The organism is Chitinophaga sedimenti (genome assembly GCF_023156195.1).
Classification (GTDB): domain Bacteria; phylum Bacteroidota; class Bacteroidia; order Chitinophagales; family Chitinophagaceae; genus Chitinophaga; species Chitinophaga sedimenti.
The window spans coordinates 2,568,338-2,588,108 of record NZ_JAKUKA010000001.1 but is presented as its reverse complement, the minus strand read 5'-3'; the positions used below and the strand labels follow the sequence as shown (position 1 = coordinate 2,588,108).

The 19,771-nt window shown below is 50.3% G+C and carries 23 protein-coding genes, 1 tRNA gene and 2 pseudogenes; 13 read left to right on the top strand and 13 right to left on the bottom strand.

Annotation, left to right across the window (positions count from 1 at the left end):
- Positions 1–6: 6 nt before the first annotated feature.
- The 3 genes from MKQ70_RS14780 to MKQ70_RS14770 all read right to left on the bottom strand — a co-directional run bounded on the left by MKQ70_RS14780 (position 7) and on the right by MKQ70_RS14770 (position 2,227).
- Positions 7–465 (bottom strand): hypothetical protein, encoded by a 459-nt coding sequence (locus tag MKQ70_RS14780; protein ID WP_248072240.1) that lies wholly within the window; start codon positions 463–465, stop codon positions 7–9.
- The gene (locus tag MKQ70_RS14775; protein WP_248072239.1) at positions 455–1,669 is read right to left on the bottom strand and encodes a hypothetical protein; all 1,215 of its coding nucleotides are present in this window, start codon (positions 1,667–1,669) and stop codon (positions 455–457) included. The genes MKQ70_RS14780 and MKQ70_RS14775 overlap by 11 nt, the downstream gene beginning before the upstream one ends.
- A gap of 345 nt (positions 1,670–2,014) precedes the next feature.
- The gene (locus tag MKQ70_RS14770; protein WP_248072238.1) at positions 2,015–2,227 is read right to left on the bottom strand and encodes a hypothetical protein; all 213 of its coding nucleotides are present in this window, start codon (positions 2,225–2,227) and stop codon (positions 2,015–2,017) included.
- Between the two features lie 146 nt (positions 2,228–2,373).
- Between MKQ70_RS14770 and MKQ70_RS14765 the strand changes: the two genes are divergently transcribed.
- Both MKQ70_RS14765 and MKQ70_RS14760 read left to right on the top strand, forming a co-directional pair.
- The gene (locus MKQ70_RS14765) at positions 2,374–3,663 is read left to right on the top strand and encodes an efflux RND transporter permease subunit (RefSeq protein ID WP_248072237.1); all 1,290 of its coding nucleotides are present in this window, start codon (positions 2,374–2,376) and stop codon (positions 3,661–3,663) included.
- Between the two features lie 167 nt (positions 3,664–3,830).
- Positions 3,831–5,522, top strand: coding sequence for an efflux RND transporter permease subunit (locus tag MKQ70_RS14760; RefSeq protein ID WP_248072236.1), 1,692 nt, complete (start codon positions 3,831–3,833; stop codon positions 5,520–5,522).
- On the opposite strand, the gene MKQ70_RS42245 is transcribed toward MKQ70_RS14760, so the two are convergent.
- From MKQ70_RS42245 to MKQ70_RS38480, 3 genes are all read right to left on the bottom strand, one after another.
- Positions 5,503–5,742, bottom strand: coding sequence for an HTH domain-containing protein (locus tag MKQ70_RS42245; protein WP_372489979.1), 240 nt, complete (start codon positions 5,740–5,742; stop codon positions 5,503–5,505). The two genes, MKQ70_RS14760 and MKQ70_RS42245, sit on opposite strands and share 20 nt — an antisense overlap.
- Positions 5,743–6,151: 409 nt before the next feature.
- A complete protein-coding gene (locus MKQ70_RS14755; RefSeq protein ID WP_282456515.1) occupies positions 6,152–6,892 on the bottom strand; it encodes a serine hydrolase domain-containing protein in 741 nt (246 codons plus the stop codon).
- A 4-nt stretch (positions 6,893–6,896) separates the two neighbouring features.
- Positions 6,897–7,247, bottom strand: coding sequence for a serine hydrolase domain-containing protein (locus tag MKQ70_RS38480; RefSeq protein ID WP_282456514.1), 351 nt, complete (start codon positions 7,245–7,247; stop codon positions 6,897–6,899).
- Positions 7,248–7,292: 45 nt separating this feature from the next.
- Here MKQ70_RS38480 and MKQ70_RS14750 point away from each other — a divergent pair, with 45 nt between their 5' ends.
- Positions 7,293–7,514 (top strand): hypothetical protein, encoded by a 222-nt coding sequence (locus MKQ70_RS14750; protein ID WP_248072235.1) that lies wholly within the window; start codon positions 7,293–7,295, stop codon positions 7,512–7,514.
- Positions 7,484–8,512: a beta-1,2-mannosidase gene (locus MKQ70_RS14745; protein ID WP_248072234.1), complete on the top strand. Its 1,029-nt coding sequence runs from the start codon at positions 7,484–7,486 to the stop codon at positions 8,510–8,512. The genes MKQ70_RS14750 and MKQ70_RS14745 overlap by 31 nt, the downstream gene beginning before the upstream one ends.
- Before the next feature lie 414 nt (positions 8,513–8,926).
- Here MKQ70_RS14745 and MKQ70_RS14740 read toward each other — a convergent pair.
- From MKQ70_RS14740 to MKQ70_RS42235, 3 genes are all read right to left on the bottom strand, one after another.
- Positions 8,927–9,013, bottom strand: a tRNA-Leu gene (locus MKQ70_RS14740).
- Positions 9,014–9,274: 261 nt separating this feature from the next.
- Entirely contained in the window at positions 9,275–9,574 is a 300-nt protein-coding gene (locus MKQ70_RS42240; RefSeq protein ID WP_248072233.1) for a DapH/DapD/GlmU-related protein, read from the bottom strand.
- A 26-nt stretch (positions 9,575–9,600) separates the two neighbouring features.
- Positions 9,601–10,005, bottom strand: coding sequence for a 2,3,4,5-tetrahydropyridine-2,6-dicarboxylate N-succinyltransferase (locus MKQ70_RS42235; protein ID WP_248072232.1), 405 nt, complete (start codon positions 10,003–10,005; stop codon positions 9,601–9,603).
- 70 nt (positions 10,006–10,075) lie between these two features.
- On the opposite strand from MKQ70_RS42235, the gene MKQ70_RS14725 reads away from it, so the two are divergent.
- From MKQ70_RS14725 to miaA, 7 genes and pseudogenes are all read left to right on the top strand, one after another.
- Positions 10,076–11,212 carry a glycosyltransferase family 4 protein gene (locus MKQ70_RS14725; protein ID WP_248072231.1) on the top strand — a complete coding sequence of 379 codons (1,137 nt, stop codon included), beginning with the start codon at positions 10,076–10,078 and terminating at the stop codon, positions 11,210–11,212.
- Positions 11,184–11,282, top strand: a pseudogene (locus tag MKQ70_RS14720) (L-threonylcarbamoyladenylate synthase); the annotation flags it as partial. The gene MKQ70_RS14725 and the pseudogene MKQ70_RS14720, both read left to right, overlap by 29 nt.
- 83 nt (positions 11,283–11,365) lie before the next feature.
- Complete coding sequence (locus MKQ70_RS14715) at positions 11,366–11,641, top strand: L-threonylcarbamoyladenylate synthase (RefSeq protein WP_248072230.1); 276 nt, start codon at positions 11,366–11,368, stop codon at positions 11,639–11,641.
- Complete coding sequence (locus tag MKQ70_RS38475; protein ID WP_282456513.1) at positions 11,623–11,751, top strand: hypothetical protein; 129 nt, start codon at positions 11,623–11,625, stop codon at positions 11,749–11,751. The genes MKQ70_RS14715 and MKQ70_RS38475 overlap by 19 nt, the downstream gene beginning before the upstream one ends.
- A 61-nt stretch (positions 11,752–11,812) precedes the next feature.
- Entirely contained in the window at positions 11,813–13,231 is a 1,419-nt protein-coding gene (locus MKQ70_RS14710) for a CCA tRNA nucleotidyltransferase (protein WP_248072229.1), read from the top strand.
- Positions 13,232–13,357: 126 nt separating this feature from the next.
- Positions 13,358–13,939, top strand: a complete 582-nt coding sequence (locus MKQ70_RS14705; RefSeq protein ID WP_248072228.1) for an IS1096 element passenger TnpR family protein — start codon at positions 13,358–13,360, stop codon at positions 13,937–13,939.
- 3 nt (positions 13,940–13,942) lie between these two features.
- A pseudogene (gene miaA / locus MKQ70_RS14700) lies at positions 13,943–14,850 on the top strand (tRNA (adenosine(37)-N6)-dimethylallyltransferase MiaA).
- Positions 14,851–14,888: 38 nt separating this feature from the next.
- Here the strand turns inward: miaA and MKQ70_RS14690 are convergent.
- The 4 genes from MKQ70_RS14690 to MKQ70_RS14675 form a co-directional block, all read right to left on the bottom strand.
- Positions 14,889–15,332, bottom strand: a complete 444-nt coding sequence (locus tag MKQ70_RS14690) for a hypothetical protein (RefSeq protein ID WP_248072226.1) — start codon at positions 15,330–15,332, stop codon at positions 14,889–14,891.
- Positions 15,259–16,041: an outer membrane protein transport protein gene (locus MKQ70_RS14685; protein WP_248072225.1), complete on the bottom strand. Its 783-nt coding sequence runs from the start codon at positions 16,039–16,041 to the stop codon at positions 15,259–15,261. Before MKQ70_RS14685 ends, MKQ70_RS14690 begins: the two co-directional genes overlap by 74 nt.
- The gene (locus MKQ70_RS14680; RefSeq protein ID WP_248072224.1) at positions 15,983–16,459 is read right to left on the bottom strand and encodes a porin family protein; all 477 of its coding nucleotides are present in this window, start codon (positions 16,457–16,459) and stop codon (positions 15,983–15,985) included. Before MKQ70_RS14680 ends, MKQ70_RS14685 begins: the two co-directional genes overlap by 59 nt.
- Before the next feature lie 393 nt (positions 16,460–16,852).
- Positions 16,853–17,593 (bottom strand): hypothetical protein, encoded by a 741-nt coding sequence (locus tag MKQ70_RS14675; RefSeq protein WP_248072223.1) that lies wholly within the window; start codon positions 17,591–17,593, stop codon positions 16,853–16,855.
- 330 nt (positions 17,594–17,923) lie between these two features.
- On the opposite strand from MKQ70_RS14675, the gene proS reads away from it, so the two are divergent.
- Both proS and MKQ70_RS14665 read left to right on the top strand, forming a co-directional pair.
- A complete protein-coding gene (gene proS, locus MKQ70_RS14670) occupies positions 17,924–19,402 on the top strand; it encodes a proline--tRNA ligase (protein ID WP_248072222.1) in 1,479 nt (492 codons plus the stop codon).
- A gap of 100 nt (positions 19,403–19,502) precedes the next feature.
- Positions 19,503–19,736 (top strand): two-component regulator propeller domain-containing protein, encoded by a 234-nt coding sequence (locus tag MKQ70_RS14665; RefSeq protein ID WP_248072221.1) that lies wholly within the window; start codon positions 19,503–19,505, stop codon positions 19,734–19,736.
- The last annotated feature ends 35 nt before the right edge of the window (positions 19,737–19,771 follow it).

The following is a 19,771-nucleotide window of genomic DNA, read 5'->3' as shown; positions in this document are numbered from 1 at the left end:
AAACGATCACAGTTTTGAACCCGCTGCTGCAACGATGTCCAGTTTCTTATCTCCGGTAAAAGTTACCAGGAAAGGCCCTTTGACGTCATTCGCAATAACCGACAGGTCTGCAAATAAAGTAGCATCACGCCCCGCGATGAAGTTCGCCGGTGGGATCAACTGGTTAAAAACCGTTTGCTGCACGCTTACCTTACCTTTCCGCTGGCTGAAATAAACAACGTACGTGTCTTTGATGGCTTTCGGCGCCTGACCGCGGATGTATTTTTGCACAAACACGTCGATGCAGGGCGTACAGGCCATTTCCGATACGAAAAAGTAGCGCGCGCCCGGCGTATAACGTAAATTCAGCTTACTGATTTTTGATTCGGCATCCCTGACTACGGTAGATGTTTTTTGCTGGCCGCTTACATTCAAAAAAGACAGCAGCAAAACAATGAGGAGCGGAAGCGGGTGTTTATTTGCCATGAAAGTCGATTGTGAATTTATAGATATAGGAATTTTCCTCCTTCATCGGATTGCTGGACAGGAAAACGTTACCCTTTTGGTCCACGCTGAATTCCCGGGCATTGTACTTCGGAGAGAATTCTACGGAGTATTGCTTGCTGGGGTCTTCGAGGTCTACGATGTGAAGCACCGGTGAAATATCCATTTGCGACGTCTGGTTCGGATTATCCGGTACCTCCGATTGCGGGATGGGCTTCGTATACAGTACATATGCCTTATTTCCGGCCACTTTGATGCCGTTATAGTTGATATTGGCATATTGCAGTAGTAACTGCTCCTTGGCCGATTCGAACTGTGTTTTCCTGGCATTCCCGAAGGATGTTGTATACGCACGGTCTTTTCCCCATTGCAGCTTCAGTGGAATAACCTGCTCGATAGAAAGCGCATCTCTCCCGCAGATATAAATATTGTCATCGAACTTGTATTTCAGGAATCCCTTGTCGTTATTCATGTCGAAGAATACGACAGGCGTGTTCCAGGCGCGGGAATCACCGGATATGCCCGATTTTACGGCGTCAAAAGTATTGAACGGAAGATGGTGCTTTACTTCGGACACAGAAGTGGAGTCGAGCCGGAATGATATAAGACTGTTTGCCTTCGTATAATATTCTTCGGAAAAAACATTGTACCTGATATCGCCGCTGCTCATATAAATCCGCTTAACGCCACCGTCTTCTTCCACCAAATGAAAGGAGGTGGAAAGTGGAAATACGAAGTTATCTGGGAGCGACTTAACGAGGTTAACCCGGTACCTGAACTTGAGAGCGTTGTCGAATACAGCGATTGAAAAGTTATTCCCTTCCTCCAGCAAATACAGGTTGTTCTGCTTGTCCCACTGCGAAGTGATGAACGACCCCTGGAAGTTTTCGAGCAAACGGCCTTTCCGGGAGATTTCGCGGAGGAAATTACCGTTGGTGTCGAGCAGCGAAAGGTTAAGGAGGGGGTACTGAAACGCCAAAAGCGTATCTGCGTCCAGCTTGCCGAGGTCATAGTAGTCGAAACTCAGGCTGTCATTGTATGTTTTAATGCTGTCTGCCGGCCGCGCTTCGCATACGGTCAGGGAGATGTTACTCAGGTCGGCGGACTGCTGCACCTTGTTGCCGCCCGAACTGTTGCAGGCAATAATAGTGGCGCACAGCAGCGCGATGGTTATGATCTTTTGCATGGAATAGTATGATGTTGACAGAGAAGGTGGGTTAGAACTCAATCTCCGGATCGATAACAGGCCCGATTGGAGGATTATCGCAGGGGTAGGTGCAGTTAGATGATTGTCCGACGCAGGCCCAGATAGGCCCATCTACCACAAAAGTGCCGCCGCACCTTCCCGGAGGATTAGCTTTGGTGGTATGGGTAAAGAAAATGACTAAACACAGGGAAAGCGTTGTTACGGCCGCAAAGGCGAGGAAAAGTGATTTGGATTTCATGTTAAACGGTAGACGGTGAATAATAGGGGACCACGTTGATAATTGAAGGCGGAAAATATTTTCCGCCTTCTCGACATGAGCTATTCTCAAGTCAGGATTGTTTCCGGATTTTCAGGACCGGTGGGGCAATTGTAAGAACAGTTAGTGGAAGCGCCTACGCAGGAAGCGATAGGGCCATCCAATACCAATGTGCCACCGCAGCGACCAGGGATCACCACTTGGGATTTCGCTGGTGTAACAGCGAGTACACCGGCTGTTACCATAACGGCAGCAGCGAAAACGTGCAATGCTTTTCTCATAAAAATTTTTTTTTAAATGAATTGAGGATTTGCATTCTTCACAAGCGCTAATTCGGAGATGCGGAATAAAATTAGTATTACTCACGGCAAGGCGACTGCCGCGAAACATTTTAATATCGTAATTCTACAAGTTTTGAATTGCAGGTATGAATTCAACGATCGCAACTCCTTTCAGAATCGTTTTATTGTTCGGTGCGATATGTCTTACAGGCGTATGGATGTTGCCGTTGTTCCAGGTAGAACTGCTTCCGAAGGAAAACACGGCTGCATTGACAGTTTCGTTTTCTCTTCCCGGCGCCGCACCGGAAATCGTGGAGCAGGAAATGACTTCGGTATTGGAAGGAGCATGTTCCCAGCTGGACCAGCTTAAACAGATCCGTTCCGTCTCCGGCAGAAATTACGGTAATGTACAGCTGGTGTTCGATAAGTCAGCCGATATACCCTTTAAAATAATCGAACTGGCCGCGCTGATCCGTAGGTTGCGACCGCAATTCCCACCGGATGCATCCTACCCGCTGATCCCGGAAGGGAGTGGCCAGCCAGAACGCCCAGCTATGGTGTACGTCGTATATACTCCTGGCGCCTCCATGTCGGTTTCCCCGGAAAGTGAGCTGATGATCCGGTCCGCATTGTCCGGCATTGAAGACATCGACGAAATTGATGTAGGCGCAGGTGGAAGCCGGCAGCTGGTGATCGATTTCGATCTCGCGAGATGTTTGGCTTTCGGTGTGGACCCTCAACGAATTGTTGCGGCCGTTCAGTCGTTCTTTTCCCCCGCGCACCCGGGAAGCTTCAGTATCGGAGGGCAAACAAAGTTCATCCGGATCGCCGTGCCCGATGCGGCTCCCGAAGTGCTGGAACACCTGCACGTACCAACTCCGGGTAATTTGATCCGGCTGAAAGATGTGGCCAACGTTTCCTTCGAAGAGGTGAGCGGATCGGGCAAAACGCGGATCAATGGACGTAACCTCGTCCGCATCAGCATTTACCCCCGGAAAGCCGCCAACAGACTGGTTTTGGGTGAAGCGGTCAGGAAGGCGATGATAGCATTGAAAGACCGGCTGCCGGAGCAACTCGACACCGAAGCGGAATATGACGATACAGCCTTGCTGAAAAAGGAACTGCATGCTCATTACTGGCGGATCTCATTATCGGTGCTGTTGTTATCGTGCCTTATCTTATTGTTATACCGTAGCTGGCGCTATTGGTCGATAGTGATGTTTGCATTGCTGGCCAGTTTTTCCATTACTTTGGTCGTCAACGGCATGCTTCGCATTCCCGTCCATTTGTACACCCTGGCGGCCGCGTCCGTCGCTTTCGGCCTGTTGGCGGATAATTTGGTCGTGATGCTGGAATACTATCGCAAGCAGGGGAAAAAAGCGGCATCTTTCCACTGGCGGGCGCTTCCGGCACAACGATCGCCGCGCTTTCACTGATATTCTTCCTTCCGGAGGCTGAACGAAGCAGGCTGGCGGCCTTTTCAATCGTCATCATCGTTTCCCTGCTGGCATCACTGGCAACGGCGTTGTGGTTCATTCCAGGACTATATCGTTTGATCTTCGGAGCGTCCAATCATTCCGCAAAGCAAGACAGGCAGAAGACCGTGGCATCGGCTCCGGCTGAAAACGGCGGCGCTGTATATGGCGGGCATCGCCCTGTTGGCCAGTACCGGAAATCATTCCTGGTGTGTATCATACTTGTTTGGGGTATCCCGTTGGGCAGTCTGCCCGATCATATCGATGGTAAAAGCGCTTTTACGCGCATTTACAATGAGACGTTAGGCAGTCCGTATTTCATCCGGAAAGTACGGCCGGAGTTAGACCGGTACCTGGGAGGAATGGCGCGGTCGTTTATTCGTTCCGTTAAGGCCAATGGTGGTTTACAAAGTGAAGCGCGCACCCGGCTGAACGTGCATGCGGTGTTGCCGCAAGGGAGCACGTTGGAGCAGATAGACGTAATCATGCAATCGCTCGAAAATTACATGCAACAGGTGACCGGCGTAGAACGGTTTCTAACAAACATATACAGCGGAGAATTTGCCATGATGGAGATATCTTTCAACAGGCAAATAGAGAACGGCAGTTTTCCAGCAAGGCTAAAAGCCGCACTAATGGCTAAAACATTGGACTGGGGCGGTGTGGAATGGAGTATTACCGGCGTTGGGCAAGGTTATAACAATGCTTCGGCGGCCGATGTTCCTAACTACCTGGTGGTCATGAAAGGTTATAACTACCGTGAACTGGAACAATATGCAGACCGGCTCGTTGATAAGCTGCTGCGCAATAAAAGAGTGGAAAAAACAAATACGGGCGAAAATATAGTCGACGGAGAACGGTCGGCGGAGGAAATAGTGTTGGACATGGATGATTACCAGGCAGCGATCTGGCATACCAACAAGCAACGACTGGTAGAACTTGTTCACCAGCGCGGCCCGCTGAGCCAGCATCAACTGCAGGCCCTTTCAGGTGGCAAATACTATCCTGTGATGATAAGGGAAGCTGGAGGAATGGAATTTAGCGAATATGATCTTTTGTATGACCAGATGCCGCTCGATACGGCTGCCGCAGGTAGGCTGGCGGATATGGGAACATTGATGCGCCGGCCCGCTGCCGCGTCCATCCATAAAGAAGATCGCCGTTTCGTCCGGAAAGTGGGCTTCGAGTACCGGGGCTCAAAAGAATTCGGGAATAGATTTCTCAAAAATGTGATGGAGGAGATGAAGCTCGAAATGCCAGTGGGCTATACTATTGCGCAGGAAGAAACAGCATGGGCGGATTTTTTCTGGGATGACGACTCGAAGTACTTCCTCATGCCGCTCCTCGTAGTTTGTATTTTTGCTATTTGCGCCATTTTATTTGAAAGCGTGCGCAAAGCATTGCTCATCATCCCCATCATCCCGGCGGCATTCATCGGTATCTTCGCCATATTTGCCTGGGGCAGGCTCCCGTTCGACCAGGGAGGATACGCCGCTTTTATTTTGGTGGGTGCATTTGCCGCCAACTCGGCGATCTTTATTATCTACGACCTGCAAACCCTGCTGCGTGGACGCAGTATGCAACGACACAATCTCCTGCTCATCAAAGCGATCACGTCCCGGACCCGCACCATTCTGTTGACAGGGGCATCCACAGCCTGTGGCTTTTTGCCTTTCCTGCTGGATGGGCGAAAGGAAGCATTCTGGTTTTCCTTTGCTGCGGGCGTTACAGGCGGCCTGATTGGCGCTTGCATCGCCGTATGGGTGCTCCTTCCCGTATTGCTTTGGAAAAATAAAATCCCTAATCCGGGTCCGTCTTGAATTTGAAATGAAAACGGCCGATACTGTGATAGTAATAGCTGTTCCGCTGCCTGCAATATCTGACAGGCGCGCCTAACTCCTTCAATAAGCTAATGTGGTCCCGGATGCTCCGCTCAGAAACGTTCAATTTCCTCGCAAGCTGCTTAGGGGTTCCGGTAGATCTTTTACAGATAAGATTGTCCAGATATTCCAGACGGGAAATAGTGTTTTTTAACGCCATACTTAGAGGTATTGGGTCAGGGTGGGTATAACTAGTCGGCAAACAAACCGTTTCGATCTCTGGGTGTTGCTGTGTCTATTTCACTGTTCAATGTAAATATAAGGGGAGCTTTTCAGCTGGAAGATTGTGTTAACGTATTTTATCGCCGGCTAATCGGGTGATAAGGGAACACAACTCGCGGGTTGAAATTGAAGTCGGGTCAAATGATGTTTCATAAACAAAGAGGTTAATGATGAAAGGCTGTTAATGGGGGCAATTGCGGGTTCCATTCGTAATGGTATACTAAAGATTGGGTTCTTTTAGGAGGAGAGCAATAGCACGTTTGTTTGATATTTACATGCGTCCGGATGGCCTAACTAAAATTGGCAGTTGGTTAAAACGAAAAGTGACAACTCATTTTCATGACTTGTTACTTTTGCGGACCGGACGAAACTCGTCCCTGTAAATGAACTATATGAATAACCTCATCCGCAGCTTTTGGATATAAAGATTTCCATTGGAAAAATGACTTTATAATGTCGACTTCAGCGTCGCTTTCGATCAATGAAATTAGATGTTCAACTGTTGTTACGGCCCATCCGCAGGCATAACCGTTATTAGCGGCAGAAGGGGTGATCATCGTGGTCAGAGCCTGACTGGAGAGGATATCTGGCCGTACGGGGAAGCCGTCTACATACACCAGGAATCTTGCAAGGTCTTTGGCGCTGGCTACCCAGCCGCCATGCGCATCCATCCTGCGGATGTTATGGATGTAAGGGTCTTCGCCAGACTGCCCGTAATATCTCACTTCCTTCGGCAGCCTGTCGGCCAGCGTATTGCCGCCAATCTTCATACTGGTAATGCCCATAGGTACCAGTACCAACGTTTTCACCGCCTCTTCATAAGTTTGCCCGGTTATTTTTTCGATGATCCTTCCTAAAAGACAGTAGCCAAAGTTGGAGTAGTCGTAATGGGCGCCAGGCGTATATTCCAGTGGCCTGCTGTTCAGCGTCGAGGATATCAGCGCGTCCATTGTTAACGATGGGTTAGAGAACATCGGGTCGTTTTTGGAGTTACCCCATCCGCCTGATGTATGCATCAGTAGCTGGCGAACGGTGATGGAAGTGATATTGGGGCCATACGGCGTGGCGCCGTAGGTAGTGCCCAACAAGCCGTTAGTGCCAAATACCGTAGCGTCCAGGGATATCTTTTTTCTGGTCGAGTAGTTGCATAACTGCCACGGATGTCAGTTGTTTCGATAAACTGGCGATGCGGTATATGTCGCTGGTATCCGCCTTTTTATTCTGTTCTTTGTCGGACAGGCCATACGCTTTTGCATATACGAGTTTTTCGCCCCTGGTGATGGCGATGGAGAGGCCAGGCACATTGTAACTGTCCATTAATACTTTTACGAGGCTGTCAACTACCTTAACATCGGCCTGTACCGGCAATCTGGTAGTGTACGGGCCATTGTTGTCTGGTGGCGTATTGCCGCCGCCGCCGTCTTTGGAGCAACTGGCAGCCATCGTCGCAAAGCAAACGCCGATGAATAAACGCAGTAAGGATCTAACATGTTGAATATTATTGAAGATGAATGGTGTCCTGAATTATTAAACGCCGTATTTTGTATGTATATTAAAGCTTCCTCAGCACACGTCATGAAAATAATAAAGCCAATGATCAAAATGAAGATGGGCTTACTAACAGCCCTTGTATTAATGGCCGGCATTGCCGTTGCCCAGATTCGTTACCAGGCTGGGCGATGGGACCGTTCATCCGGCCCGCCAATGTGAACCCGGTTATTTCGCCCAATCCCCGCAGTATTTTCCATGACCCTATGAGTAAAAAGCCGCTGGCATGGGAAGAAAGCGATGTATTTAATCCTGCGGCCGCCGTTAAAAATGGAAAGATATATGTGTTGTACCGTTCAGAAGATAATTCCGGGCAGGGGATAGGCAAGCGGACATCCCGGCTGGGTATTGCAGAAAGTAAAGACGGCATCCGCATGAAGCGCCAGTCCACACCGGTACTGTATCCCGCAGAAGATAACCAGAAAGAATTCGAATGGCCCGGCGGCTGTGAAGATCCACGGATCGCTGTAACGGAAGATGGGACTTATGTAATGATGTATACCCAGTGGAACAGGAAAACACCCAGGCTGGCAGTGGCTACCTCTAAAGACCTGAAGAAATGGGAGAAACACGGCCCGGCTTTCTATAAAGCCTACGATGGTAAATTCGCCAACCTGGCCAGCAAATCGGCCTCGATCGTTACAAAGCTGGTAAATGGCAAACAGGTGATCACGAAGGTAAACGGTAAATACATGATGTACTGGGGCGAACGCTTCATGAACATTGCCACCTCCGACGATCTGAAGAACTGGCAGCCTTCGGTAACTGAAGATGGCCGCTTAAAAACCGTCGTAATCCCGCGCAATGGCTACTTCGACAGCGATCTTACCGAGTGCGGCCCGCCCGCTATTATTACAGATAAGGGTATCCTTGTATTATACAACGGTAAAAACAAGCGTGGTCCCAACAGCGATACCAACTATACCGCCAACACCTATGCTGCAGGCCAGGTATTATTCGATCTGAACGATCCTGAAAAAGTGATCAGCCGCCTGGACAAACCTTTCTTTATACCCACCGCGCCTTTTGAGAAAAGTGGTCAGTATCCGGCAGGAACTGTGTTTGTAGAAGGCCTCGTTTATCATCGCCAGAAATGGTTTTTGTATTATGGCTGTGCAGATAGTCGTGTGGCGGTAGCTGTGTACGATCCTTCGAAATAAGAAATCAACCCGTTGAAAGTGGATACAATGCGTTTGCTGGTCAGCGATTTTGCCCACATCGTTTGCCCGCATGCTGACCAGTATGAAGGCTTACCATGTTCGCACGATAGCAGCAGGAGTAGTGTCCTTGCCATGGAATTTCTGCGCATTCTTCATAATGGGAGGGAGCTAGTATGGGCAACCCTGGCTTCAGCTCTTCATCCGGTTAATAAAGAAAAGGCTCAAGATATAGGGTAAGGGGGCTTACCGTCACCTTACCCTCTTATTCTTTTGTACACAAATCTTTGCCCAACATCGATAAGCTCATAAGAAAAGCGGAATCGACCTCTAATTGCATGATAATGAATAGGTGCCAAAATTAGAATAAACAAGCTGAGATAAGAAAACCCGCTCGTCGAGCGGGTTTCACTTCTTTGGTGCCCAGAACTGGATTCGAACCAGCACACCGTTGCCGGCGCTGCGACCTGAACACAGTGCGTCTACCAATTTCGCCATCTGGGCAACTCTTTCCGTGTTAAGGGATTGCAAAGGTAAGCATCTTCTAAAAACTTCCAAATTTTTTTTTCAGAAGGAGGAAAGTTTTTTGAAACATGGAGACACAGACTCTTAATCTGCGGGCCCGTACTATATAAAAAAAAAGCGGCCCCCAAAAAGGAGCCGCCCGAAAATATCGAACTCAAAATTATACCGCTACATTAAATTCCCGCAGCGTATCATTCAAACTCGTCTTCAAATCTGTAGAAGCCTTCCGCTGACCAATAATCAGCGCACAAGGAACCTGATATTCTCCCGCAGGGAACTTCTTGGTATAAGAACCAGAATCACCACCGAACGCGCCGGTACACGACCCTTATATTCTACAGGCTCAGCACCCGTAACATCGATGATCTTCGTAGACTTCGTCAGTACCACGTTCGCACCCAATACCGCTTCTTTCTCTACGTGAACACCCTCAACCACGATGCAACGGGATCCAACGAACACGCCGTCTTCGATGATCACCGGGCTCGCCTGCAGGGGCTCCAGAACACCACCGATACCTACGCCACCGCTCAGGTGCACGTTTTTACCGATCTGTGCACAGGAACCTACTGTAGCCCGGTGTCCACCATGGTACCTTCGTCTACATAAGCGCCGATGTTTACGTAAGAAGGCATCAGGATAGCGCCTTTAGCAATGAATGCGCCGTAACGGGCAACTGCGTGAGGTACTACACGAACACCTAACGCGGCGTAATCTGTTTTCAGTTTCATTTTATCATGGAACTCGAAAGGAGGCAGGCTCATAGTTTCCATCGGCTGAATGCTGAAGTACATGAGAATGGCCTGTTTTACCCACTCGTTCACCTGCCAGCCGTTTTCGGTAGGCTCGGCTACTCTCAGTTTGCCCTTATCCACGCTCTCGATCACACTCCTTACGGCATCGGAATACTGGGTTTGCTGCAAAAGCGCCCTGTCATTCCAGGCTGCTAATATCTGTTGTTGTAATTCCATCAGTTTGCTAATTTTCTGCAAAAATAAAAGAAGAAACTTATTTTTGAAGTTTCATTAAAGAATCCAACGCTTGAACATCGGTTTCGACGCCAAAAGGGCTTACCAGAACAGAACGGGGCTCGGCAATTACAGCCGCACCCTCATCCATTCGCTGGCTGCGGGCTACCCGGAGCATCAGTATTTTCTTTATGCGCCTAAAGTGACGGGACTGTTTACGCCAACGGCCAATATGCAGGTAGTGCAGCCGGAAAAGGCCCTGCATAAAATGTTTCGTTCCGCCTGGCGCAGCCGTTTTGTGACCAAACAACTCGCAGCTCTCGATATTTATCACGGGCTCAGCCACGAAATCCCTTTCGGGATACATGAAACCGGCGTAACCAGCCTGGTCACCATGCACGACCTCATTTTCGAGCGCTACCCGGAGCAATATAACCCGATCGACGTATATACTTACCGTAAAAAGGCGAAATACGCGGCGGAAAAGGCTGATGTGGTAATTGCGATCAGTCAGCAGACGAAAGACGATCTTGTACACTTTTATAATACGCCGGCAGAAAAGATCGCAGTGGCTTACCAGGCCTGCGATCCCGTGTTCGGTATGCCTGTGCCAGGGGCAGATATCCGTGCAATGCTGGAGAAATACGGGCTGCCGCGGGAATACTTCCTGTACGTAGGCTCTATCATCGAACGGAAAAACCTGATGGGCATCGTAAAAGCCATGTCGTTGCTGGGCGATAAAACGCTGCCGCTGGTGGTGCTGGGCGATGGCTCCGGTTATAAAAAGAAAGTGCAGGAGTGCATCAAAAGTCATCAACTCGAAAATCGGGTCTTCTTCCTGAACGATATCGCCCGCTTCGCCTATAACGACCTGCCCGCTCTTTACCAGGGGGCTGCGGCACTGATCTATCCTTCTGTTTTCGAAGGATTTGGTATTCCCATCCTCGAAGCGCTCTGGAGCAAAACGCCGGTGATCACGTCGCAGGGTTCCTGCTTCCACGAAACCGGTGGGGATGCTGCGCTGTACATCGATCCGCTGCGGCCCGATAGTATTGCGCACGCCATGGAACGGGTGGTGGGGGATAGCCAACTGGTGAGCAGCATGCGGCTGAAAGGGCTCGATCATGCACAGAATTTTACCGCCGAACGCACGGCGGCAGTAGTAATGGAAATTTATCAACATGCAATTCGAACAGGACATCGTAAATAGTCTGGCCGTCCTCCGTACCGGCGGCACCATCCTGTATCCAACCGATACCATCTGGGGCATTGGCTGCGACGCTACCGACGAGGCAGCCGTGGCCAAAGTGTTCCGGCTCAAGCAACGCGACGAAAAAAGAGCCCGGTCATTCTCCTGGCCGATGTGCGCGATCTGCTCAAGTACGTGGCCCACACCCCGCCCGATATCGCCGATATCATCGAGGGGTTCGACCGGCCCACCACGGTCATCTACCAGGGTGCGCTGGGACTCGCACCCAACGTTATCAATGAAGATGGCAGCGTGGCCATCCGTATTATAAAGGAGGATTTTTGCCGCCACCTGGTAAAACGCCTGCGTAAGCCACTGGTTTCCACCTCAGCGAACATCAGCGGCGCGCCTTCGCCGGCTAATTTTCGGACGTGCAGCCCGCTATTGTAAATGGCGTGGATTATGCGGTGGAATACCGTCGCGACGAAAGCGCAGCGGCCCGGGCATCGCGCATTGTAAGGCTGTTACCCTCCGGCGAAATGGAGGTAATAAGGCCTTAAGTGATTCCTTTTCTTGACTTAATTCATTTACATTTGCGCCTTGGATATGAATTTCAGGCATATGGATATTCCCTTTACAGCCCAGGAAGGACAGCTGTTTGAGCACATCGCCCGGGCGGCGAAGTCGCTCGGCGTGCCGTGTTACCTGATCGGTGGCTTCGTAAGGGATAAGATTTTAGAACGAAAGACAAAAGATATTGATATTGTTTGTGTTGGAGATGGCATCGCGCTGGCGCACCGCACTGCGGCGTTGCTCGATCCCGGCATTTCAGTGGCTTTTTTCAAAAACTTCGGTACGGCACAGATCCGCTGGCAGGATGTGGAGGTAGAATTTGTAGGCGCCCGCCGCGAAAGTTACCGCGCTAATTCCCGCAAACCGGAAGTGGAAGTAGGTACCCTTGAAGATGACCAGGACAGGCGCGATTTTACCATCAATGCATTGGCTATCAGCCTAAATGAAGCCGATTATGGTAAGTTGATCGACCCTTTCGGCGGACAGGAAGACCTGGCCAACAAATTGATCCGCACGCCGCTGGAGCCGGAGCGCACGTTCAGCGACGATCCCCTGCGCATGATGCGCGGTATCCGCTTCGCTTCGCAGCTGCACTTTACGATTCTCCCGGAAACGTTCGATGCGATCCGGAAAAACGCGGACCGTATCAAAATTGTTTCGCAGGAAAGGATCTCCGATGAACTGAATAAAATCATGCTGTCGCCCAAACCTTCGGTGGGACTCGACCTGCTCTATAAATCCGGCCTGCTGAAAATTATTTTTCCGCAGATGGTAGACCTGGTAGGCGTGGAAACCATGGACGGCAAGGGACACAAGGATAATTTTTACCACACTTTACAGGTAATCGATAATATCAGCCGCCACACCAACGATCTGTGGCTGCGCTGGGCTGCCCTGTTACACGACATTGGCAAACCTGCGACCAAACGCTTCGAGGATGGCCATGGGTGGACGTTCCACGGACACGATGCCGTGGGTGGTAAAATGGTGCCGCGCATTTTTACGCGCCTCAAACTGCCATTAAACGAAAAGATGAAGCTGGTACGGAAGTTGGTAGAATTACATCTCCGTCCGATATCGCTGACGAAAGAGAATATAACCGATTCGGCTATACGCCGCCTGTTGTTCGACGCCGGCGATGATATCGAAGCGCTCATGATGTTGTGCGAAGCAGACATCACGTCTAAAAACAAGGCGAAAGTGAAGCGTTACCTAGAAAATTTCGAACTGGTAAGAGAACGGTTGAAGGATGTGGAGGAAAAAGACCGCATCCGCAACTGGCAGCCGCCCATTACCGGCGAAATGATCATGGAAACCTTCGCCTTACAGCCATGCAGGCAGGTGGGCGACCTCAAAACCGCTATCAGGGAGGCCATATTGGACGGGGTGATTGAGAATAGCTATGAGGCAGCATATCAGTACATGCTGGAAAAGGCAAAAGAACTGAACTTGACACCTGTGAAATAATGTGTTAATTTTGGTGATTTGACGGCAGTCCGCTATTTTCAAGGTTATAACGAATATATATTTAGAAATCAATAAGCTGGTCACTGGCACCATCAGCCATATTTTTGCAAACCTTAACTGTTATATATGCCGGTTTTGAAATTCAGAGTTTACTGGGAGGAAGACGAAAGTGTGTACAGAGACATCGCGATCAAGCCCGATCAGTCTTTTTTAGCATTTCATGAGGCTATTTTAAAGGCATATGAGTTTGACACCAAACACAAGGCTACCTTCTACCGCAGTAACGACAACTGGCTGCGTGGCCGTGAAATCATCCTGGAGAAAGATGATCAGCCCCGCAAAGCCGAACCGTTCCTGATGCACGAAACCAAAATCGCTGCAGCAGTAAAAGACCCGAATCAGAAATTCATTTATGTATATGATTTCGCCAAAAACTGGACGTTTATGGTGGAGCTGATCGGCGTATCCAAAGAGGAAAGTTCAAAAATCCAATACCCTGCCTGCGTGCGTAAAGAGGGCTTAGCCCCCAGCCAGTACGGCACCAAGGGACTCATCGGCGACAAGCTGGTGGAAATGGAAGAAAAATATGACCTGAACCGCGAAGGCACCGGCTCCGAAGACGGATTCGGGGAAGAAGGCGAAGAAGGCACCGAAAGTGAAGACGAAGGCGGCAGCGAAGAGGCAGGCAGCGAGGAGAATTATTTCTAGCTGATGTCTAAGACCGTTATCGTTATCACAGGCCCTACGGCTGCCGGTAAAACGGCCCTCGCGATTAAACTGGCGCAACATTTTAATACCGCGGTGATTTCCGCCGACTCCCGGCAATGTTATCGCGAAATATCAATCGGCACGGCGAAACCCTCTCCAGAAGAGCTTTCCGCCGTGCCGCATTATTTCATCGATTCCCACTCCATCGCAGAAGAGGTCAATGCAGCCATGTTCGAAAAACTGACCCTGCAATATGCCGCTGATATTTTCAGCAAGACAGATACGGCTATCATGTGCGGTGGTACCGGGTTGTATGTACGCGCCTTTTGTGAAGGCATGGACGATATGCCCGCTATTCCGCCTGCTATTCGCGAAGCGGTAAGAAAGGGATATGAAGAAAACGGCCTCGCATGGCTGCAGCATACGCTGCAACAGCGCGATCCCGCGTTTTATGCCATCGCCGAAACACAGAACCCGGTGCGGCTGATGCGCGCCCGGAGGTACTGGAAGCTACCGGTCAGTCCATTACAACTTTCCGCACCGCTACCAGGCAGCCCCGCGACTTCAATATCATCAAGATTGGTGTTACTTTACCTAAAGAACAATTGCACGACAACATCAACCGCCGTGTAGATATGATGATGAACGCCGGGCTGGTGGAAGAAGTGAAAAGTGTGCTGCCTTACCGCAAACACAATGCCCTGCAAACCGTGGGCTACACCGAAATATTTCAATACCTCGATGGAGAGGTAACCTTACCTGCCGCCACAGAGCTCATTAAGATACATACCCGCCAGTACGCCAAACGGCAGCTCACCTGGTTCCGCAAAGACCCGGACATCACCTGGTTCGATCCGCGCGACAGCGATGCGATCCTCGACTGGGTTAAAAAGCAAAAGACCGGTCAGTGACCGGCCTTCCGCGCTTATTTCATTCTTCTCTATCTATTTTAGAATTTGAAACCGATGGAAGCAAGGATGCTTCCGCCGTTCAAATCGCCTTTTGCTGCGGTAACAGGCACGCCACCATCATCCGATAAGCGGAAAGGGTAGTAGGTGTCTTTCGCCAGTGTGTGTACATACGTGAGGTCTACAAAGAAACCCCTGTTGCGGTAACCTAAACCACCACTCAGGTTCATGCGGGAGCCGTCGCTGTCGGAGCTTTCATATGGGCTGCCGTAGTAGGCAAAACCTGCACGGGCTGCAATCACGTTGAATTTCAGTTCACCACCCACACGCACGTTCAGCGCGCCCTTGTACATGTTCTTCAAAGAGTTGTTCAGCGAGTTCGCGTAGTCGCGGTCGGCCGACGTGCCTTTGTTAAACTTGTATTTCATGGCGGCGTAGTCGATGTATTCCGCATCTACGGTGATGAAACCGTGTTGCTGTTTCACGTCGGAAGAGTTGGCGCCGATGATGTAAGAGGCGCTCACCAGCCCTTTCCAGGGGAGTGCGGAGGTTATATTCGTATTCTACCGGGTAACCGTCGGTAAGGTCGGTCGTGTTCTGGAAACGCTGCGTACCGGTACCGTCCGGGTCAAAAGTTTCAGAGTCGACGAAGATCTCGGCGGTAGACGCGTCCTTCATGTTATACCAGGTGGGCGTATGGAAGGATGCACCCAGGCGGAGCGCGCCATTGGGGCTGTATATCAAACCCAGTTTGGCGTTGAAGCCTACCGCATCTGTTTTCAGACGGTCGGTCAGCGTCCAGTAGGAGAAGCCCACATCGTTGTTGGCGGATCCGTTGGAGATATCGCCCTCCGTATACGTGCGGTTACGTTCGTAGTGGATGCTGGGCACGTTCAGGCTGGCGCCGATGTATAATTTGTCGCCATAGTTACCGGCAAAACCGAGGGTGAATTCATCGGTACCGCCTTTTTCGCTGATCTCGTCCATCTGGCGCAAACCAAAGCTCGGGAATACGTTGCTGCGGAAACCGGTGATTTCACCACCCGCGCCTGCGGTAGTATCTATGAGGAAAGTATTGATTGCAAGACTGGCGCCCAGCGGAAAGTTACTGCCGGCAGCGCTGAGGGTTTTTACGTTATTGTTGATCAGGTCCTCCGTATTTTTCAGACATGGAGTGATCGTAGTTGTCGCCATCTACAAACGTACGGTTGTTGTAGTTGGCGGTGCGGTTAAAGCCGATAGACAGGGTAGCGTTCTTCCAGTTCGATTGCTGGTTGGTGGGCATACCGAGCACGATACCGAGGTTGGGCAGGGCCATGCCGGATTTGCTGTCGCTCGCCGAAATGCCGCGATAAGTGTAATCATTGTTGCGAAAATAGAAACCGGGCGTAATAACGAATTCGCTGGTACGGTAAAAACCTAAACCTGCCGGGTTAACGTGGGCCGCGGAATAGTCGCCGCCAAGGGAACCCATAGCACCGCCGATCGCCTGGGCGCGGGCGGTACCACCGGGTTGGGTACGGCTGTAACGTAACGCATCTGCTTCGTCCTGCGCCATCAATTGGCCGGAGACACAAAGGGCTACTAAAAGACCTGTGATTCTTTTATTCATCTTATAAACAGTAAAATATTAAAAAAGGGAGGGGCAGTTATAAAATACCCCGGGTTTGTAACGGCCCGGGGTATTTTAATATTGTTTAGCCTCTGCGTCCAGACCTTACCGGAGCACTGCTGCCCGATGAGGAGCCTGAATTATTGCTGGGAGGAGGGCTGTAAGACCTTGTAGGCGCCGATTGCTGCGGAGGAGTATAGCTCGGCTGGCTGCTGCCCTGGCTGTTGCTGGTACGGTCGAAGCTGCGTACTGGCTGAGAGTTGGTAGGCCTTGACGGCTGCGTTACCGGACGCTCAGAAGACGACCTGTCGAACGTTCTGCGGGGAACGCCTGCGTTACCGTTAGAAGGCGTATAACCACCGTTGCCAGTGCCGCGGTTGCGGTCAAACGTCCTTACAGGAGCGGCATTGCCGGTGTTATTGCCGGGGTGATACGACCGCCATTGCTGCTGCCGTAAATAACGGAAGAGCTGGAACCGCGCGGGCCCCATGAATTAGCCGGGCGGGGTTTGTAGCCTGCGCCGCCACCATGGTAGTAACCGGGATAGCCCCAGCCGCCGCCATAGTAGTTACCCCAGCCACCGTAACCGCCACCCCAGTAGCTGTACGGAGAGCCATAGTAGAAGCTGCTGTAGGGAGAACCCCAGCCCCAGGCGCTATACGGGGAGTAACCACCGTAAAAGCCACCCATGCCCCAACCCAACGACATACCGAAGGAAGAACCCCATGGTCTGCCCCAGGCATATGGGCTATACATCATGGAAGAACCGTACATACCGTACATCCTCGGGCTACCGTAGTAAAAATCATCATAGTAATAATTATCCCAGTAGCTGCCGGAATAAGGTCTGTTGAAACGGTCCATACGGCGGGCGTAATCATATTTTTCCTCATCCGAATCCTCGTACGTTACATACGTATCCGTACTGCGGCCATTATCATCATAGGTTACATACCTTTCAGAATCCTGGTCAACATTCGATTTAGACGCCTGCCTTTGGTTATTGGCGGCGTAAACCGGTCTGGATGGAGAATAATACACGTCATCCGGCGTCTGTGCTGTTTTATAGGCAGAGGAGCAGCTGCTCAAAACGAGCATTGCAACCGCCGCACTATATATCATAGGTTTCATCATCTTGAGTGTATTTTAATTATATCAAATTTAGTCATTTTTAACCGAAAATTATCGTTGAAACATGCAATTTTGTCGCCCAAACATGCTAACGCCCAGTCCTCTTTTATTATCTTCGCAATCCCTGTTGAGCATTTGCCGATTTCGTGCTATGTTTGCAGGCTGTTTCATATTATAATGAAACAAAAAGTAAGCCAATAACACCAGTGGTAACTTTGGCAGCCAATGAAGTGTTAAATATGGTGATGAATGGACGGAGGTAAACAGAAGTGCCTGCCAGTCATTGGTTTATGATATCTACAAACATGATTAAAGGTTAAAAGAAAAAACGATATGAGTAAAGAGATCACAGCCCGCTCGCAAGACTATTCACAATGGTATAACGACCTGGTACTCAAAGGTCAGCTGGCCGATTATTCCGCCGTGAGGGGTTGTATGGTTATCAAGCCCTATGGCTTTGCATTATGGGAGAACATGAGAGACGTACTGGACCGTATGTTCAAAGAAACCGGCCACCAGAACGCTTATTTCCCCTTATTTGTGCCGAAAAGCCTCTTTGAAGCGGAAGAGCAGAACGCAGAGGGCTTCGCTAAAGAGTGCGCCGTGGTAACTCACTATCGTTTAAAAACCAACCCGGATAAAAAGGGCGCCCTCATGGTAGACCCCGACGCCAAACTGGAGGAAGAACTGGTAGTTCGTCCCACCAGCGAAGCGATCATCTGGAATACCTACAAAGGCTGGATCCAATCTTACCGCGACCTGCCGATCCTCATTAACCAGTGGGCGAATGTAGTACGCTGGGAAATGCGTACGCGCCTGTTTCTCCGTACCGCCGAGTTCCTCTGGCAGGAAGGTCATACCGCCCACGCCACGGCCGAAGAAGCAGTAGCGGAAACGGTGCAGATGCTGGACGTTTATGCCGACTTCGTGGAAAATTACATGGCTGTCCCCGTCATCAAAGGCGTGAAATCTCCCGCCGAGCGTTTTGCCGGGGCCGTTGATACTTACTGTATAGAAGCGCTGATGCAGGATGGAAAGGCCTTGCAGGCAGGTACCTCGCATTTTCTTGGCCAGAATTTTGCTAAAGCATTCGACGTTAAATTCTCCAACAAGGAAAATAAGCAGGATTATGTTTGGGCAACTTCCTGGGGCGTGTCTACCCGCCTGATCGGGGCCCCGGTAATGGCGCACAGCGACGACGAAGGCCTCATTCTGCCGCCGAAAATCGCTCCCATACAGGTAGTAATTGTTCCTATATATAAAGGAGCAGACCAGAAAGCAAGTCTCGACGAGCGCATCAGCATCATCGTAGCCGAACTGAAAAGGGCCGGCATCCGCGTGAAATACGATGATAACGACAATGCCCGCCCGGGATGGAAGTTTGCCGAATATGAAATGAAAGGTGTTCCCGTTCGCGTGGCCCTGGGCGCACGCGACCTGGAAAACAACGTGGCCGAAGTGGCTCGCCGCGATACGAAAGAGAAACAGAGCCTGTCATTGGACGGCCTGGCCGGCATCATCGTAACCATGCTCGAAGAAATTCAGCAGGGCATGTTCGATAAGGCCAAAACTTTCCGCGACGCCAACATCACCAAGGCAGACACGTTTGAAGAATTCGAGAAACTGCTGGACGAAAAAGCGGGTTTCATCTCAGCACACTGGGATGGTACCGCCGAAACGGAAGAAGCTATCAAAGAACGTACGAAAGCAACCATCCGTTGCATTCCTTTGAATAACCCACAGGAAGAAGGCAAATGCATTCTGACTGGCAAACCTTCAAAAGAAAGAGTGCTGTTCGCACGGGCCTACTAGTAGCCAGGATTTTTGCTTTAACCGATGCACCTCGTTGTAGAATAACTAAAAAGATATAAGTAGCTAACTTAATATCAGGAGAAAGAATTAAATTTAGCTGATGCCATCTAAAAAGTATATCGCGAGGTGGTTGCCTGTGTTCCTGCTGCTGGCACTGTCGTCGTATGGACAGGGCCTGTTTATCCGTAATTACAATGTAAAGGATGGACTGGCAAATGCAACCGTGTATGCGGCCGTCCAGGACAGGGACGGCTTCATTTGGTTTGCTACGCCCACAGGCGTCAGTAAGTTCGATGGGAAACGCTTTCGCAACTACACTAAAAAGACGGGTTAACCGACAACGACGTCATTAAACTGGCCGCCGACTCA

Bases quoted from the DNA above. Each gene is read 5' to 3' on its own strand.
- MKQ70_RS14780 (WP_248072240.1), bottom strand. From the start codon at position 465: ATGGCAAATAAACACCCGCTTCCGCTCCTCATTGTTTTGCTGCTGTCT.
- MKQ70_RS14775 (WP_248072239.1), bottom strand. From the start codon at position 1,669: ATGCAAAAGATCATAACCATCGCGCTGCTGTGCGCCACTATTATTGCC.
- MKQ70_RS14770 (WP_248072238.1), bottom strand. From the start codon at position 2,227: ATGAGAAAAGCATTGCACGTTTTCGCTGCTGCCGTTATGGTAACAGCC.
- MKQ70_RS14765 (WP_248072237.1), top strand. From the start codon at position 2,374: ATGAATTCAACGATCGCAACTCCTTTCAGAATCGTTTTATTGTTCGGT.
- MKQ70_RS42245 (WP_372489979.1), bottom strand. From the start codon at position 5,742: ATGGCGTTAAAAAACACTATTTCCCGTCTGGAATATCTGGACAATCTT.
- MKQ70_RS38480 (WP_282456514.1), bottom strand. From the start codon at position 7,247: ATGGCTGCCAGTTGCTCCAAAGACGGCGGCGGCGGCAATACGCCACCA.
- MKQ70_RS14750 (WP_248072235.1), top strand. From the start codon at position 7,293: ATGTTGAATATTATTGAAGATGAATGGTGTCCTGAATTATTAAACGCC.
- MKQ70_RS14745 (WP_248072234.1), top strand. From the start codon at position 7,484: ATGGGACCGTTCATCCGGCCCGCCAATGTGAACCCGGTTATTTCGCCC.
- MKQ70_RS42235 (WP_248072232.1), bottom strand. From the start codon at position 10,005: ATGGAATTACAACAACAGATATTAGCAGCCTGGAATGACAGGGCGCTT.
- MKQ70_RS14710 (WP_248072229.1), top strand. From the start codon at position 11,813: ATGGATATTCCCTTTACAGCCCAGGAAGGACAGCTGTTTGAGCACATC.
- MKQ70_RS14705 (WP_248072228.1), top strand. From the start codon at position 13,358: ATGCCGGTTTTGAAATTCAGAGTTTACTGGGAGGAAGACGAAAGTGTG.
- MKQ70_RS14685 (WP_248072225.1), bottom strand. From the start codon at position 16,041: ATGGCGACAACTACGATCACTCCATGTCTGAAAAATACGGAGGACCTG.
- MKQ70_RS14680 (WP_248072224.1), bottom strand. From the start codon at position 16,459: ATGAATAAAAGAATCACAGGTCTTTTAGTAGCCCTTTGTGTCTCCGGC.
- MKQ70_RS14675 (WP_248072223.1), bottom strand. From the start codon at position 17,593: ATGATGAAACCTATGATATATAGTGCGGCGGTTGCAATGCTCGTTTTG.
- proS (WP_248072222.1), top strand. From the start codon at position 17,924: ATGAGTAAAGAGATCACAGCCCGCTCGCAAGACTATTCACAATGGTAT.
- MKQ70_RS14665 (WP_248072221.1), top strand. From the start codon at position 19,503: ATGCCATCTAAAAAGTATATCGCGAGGTGGTTGCCTGTGTTCCTGCTG.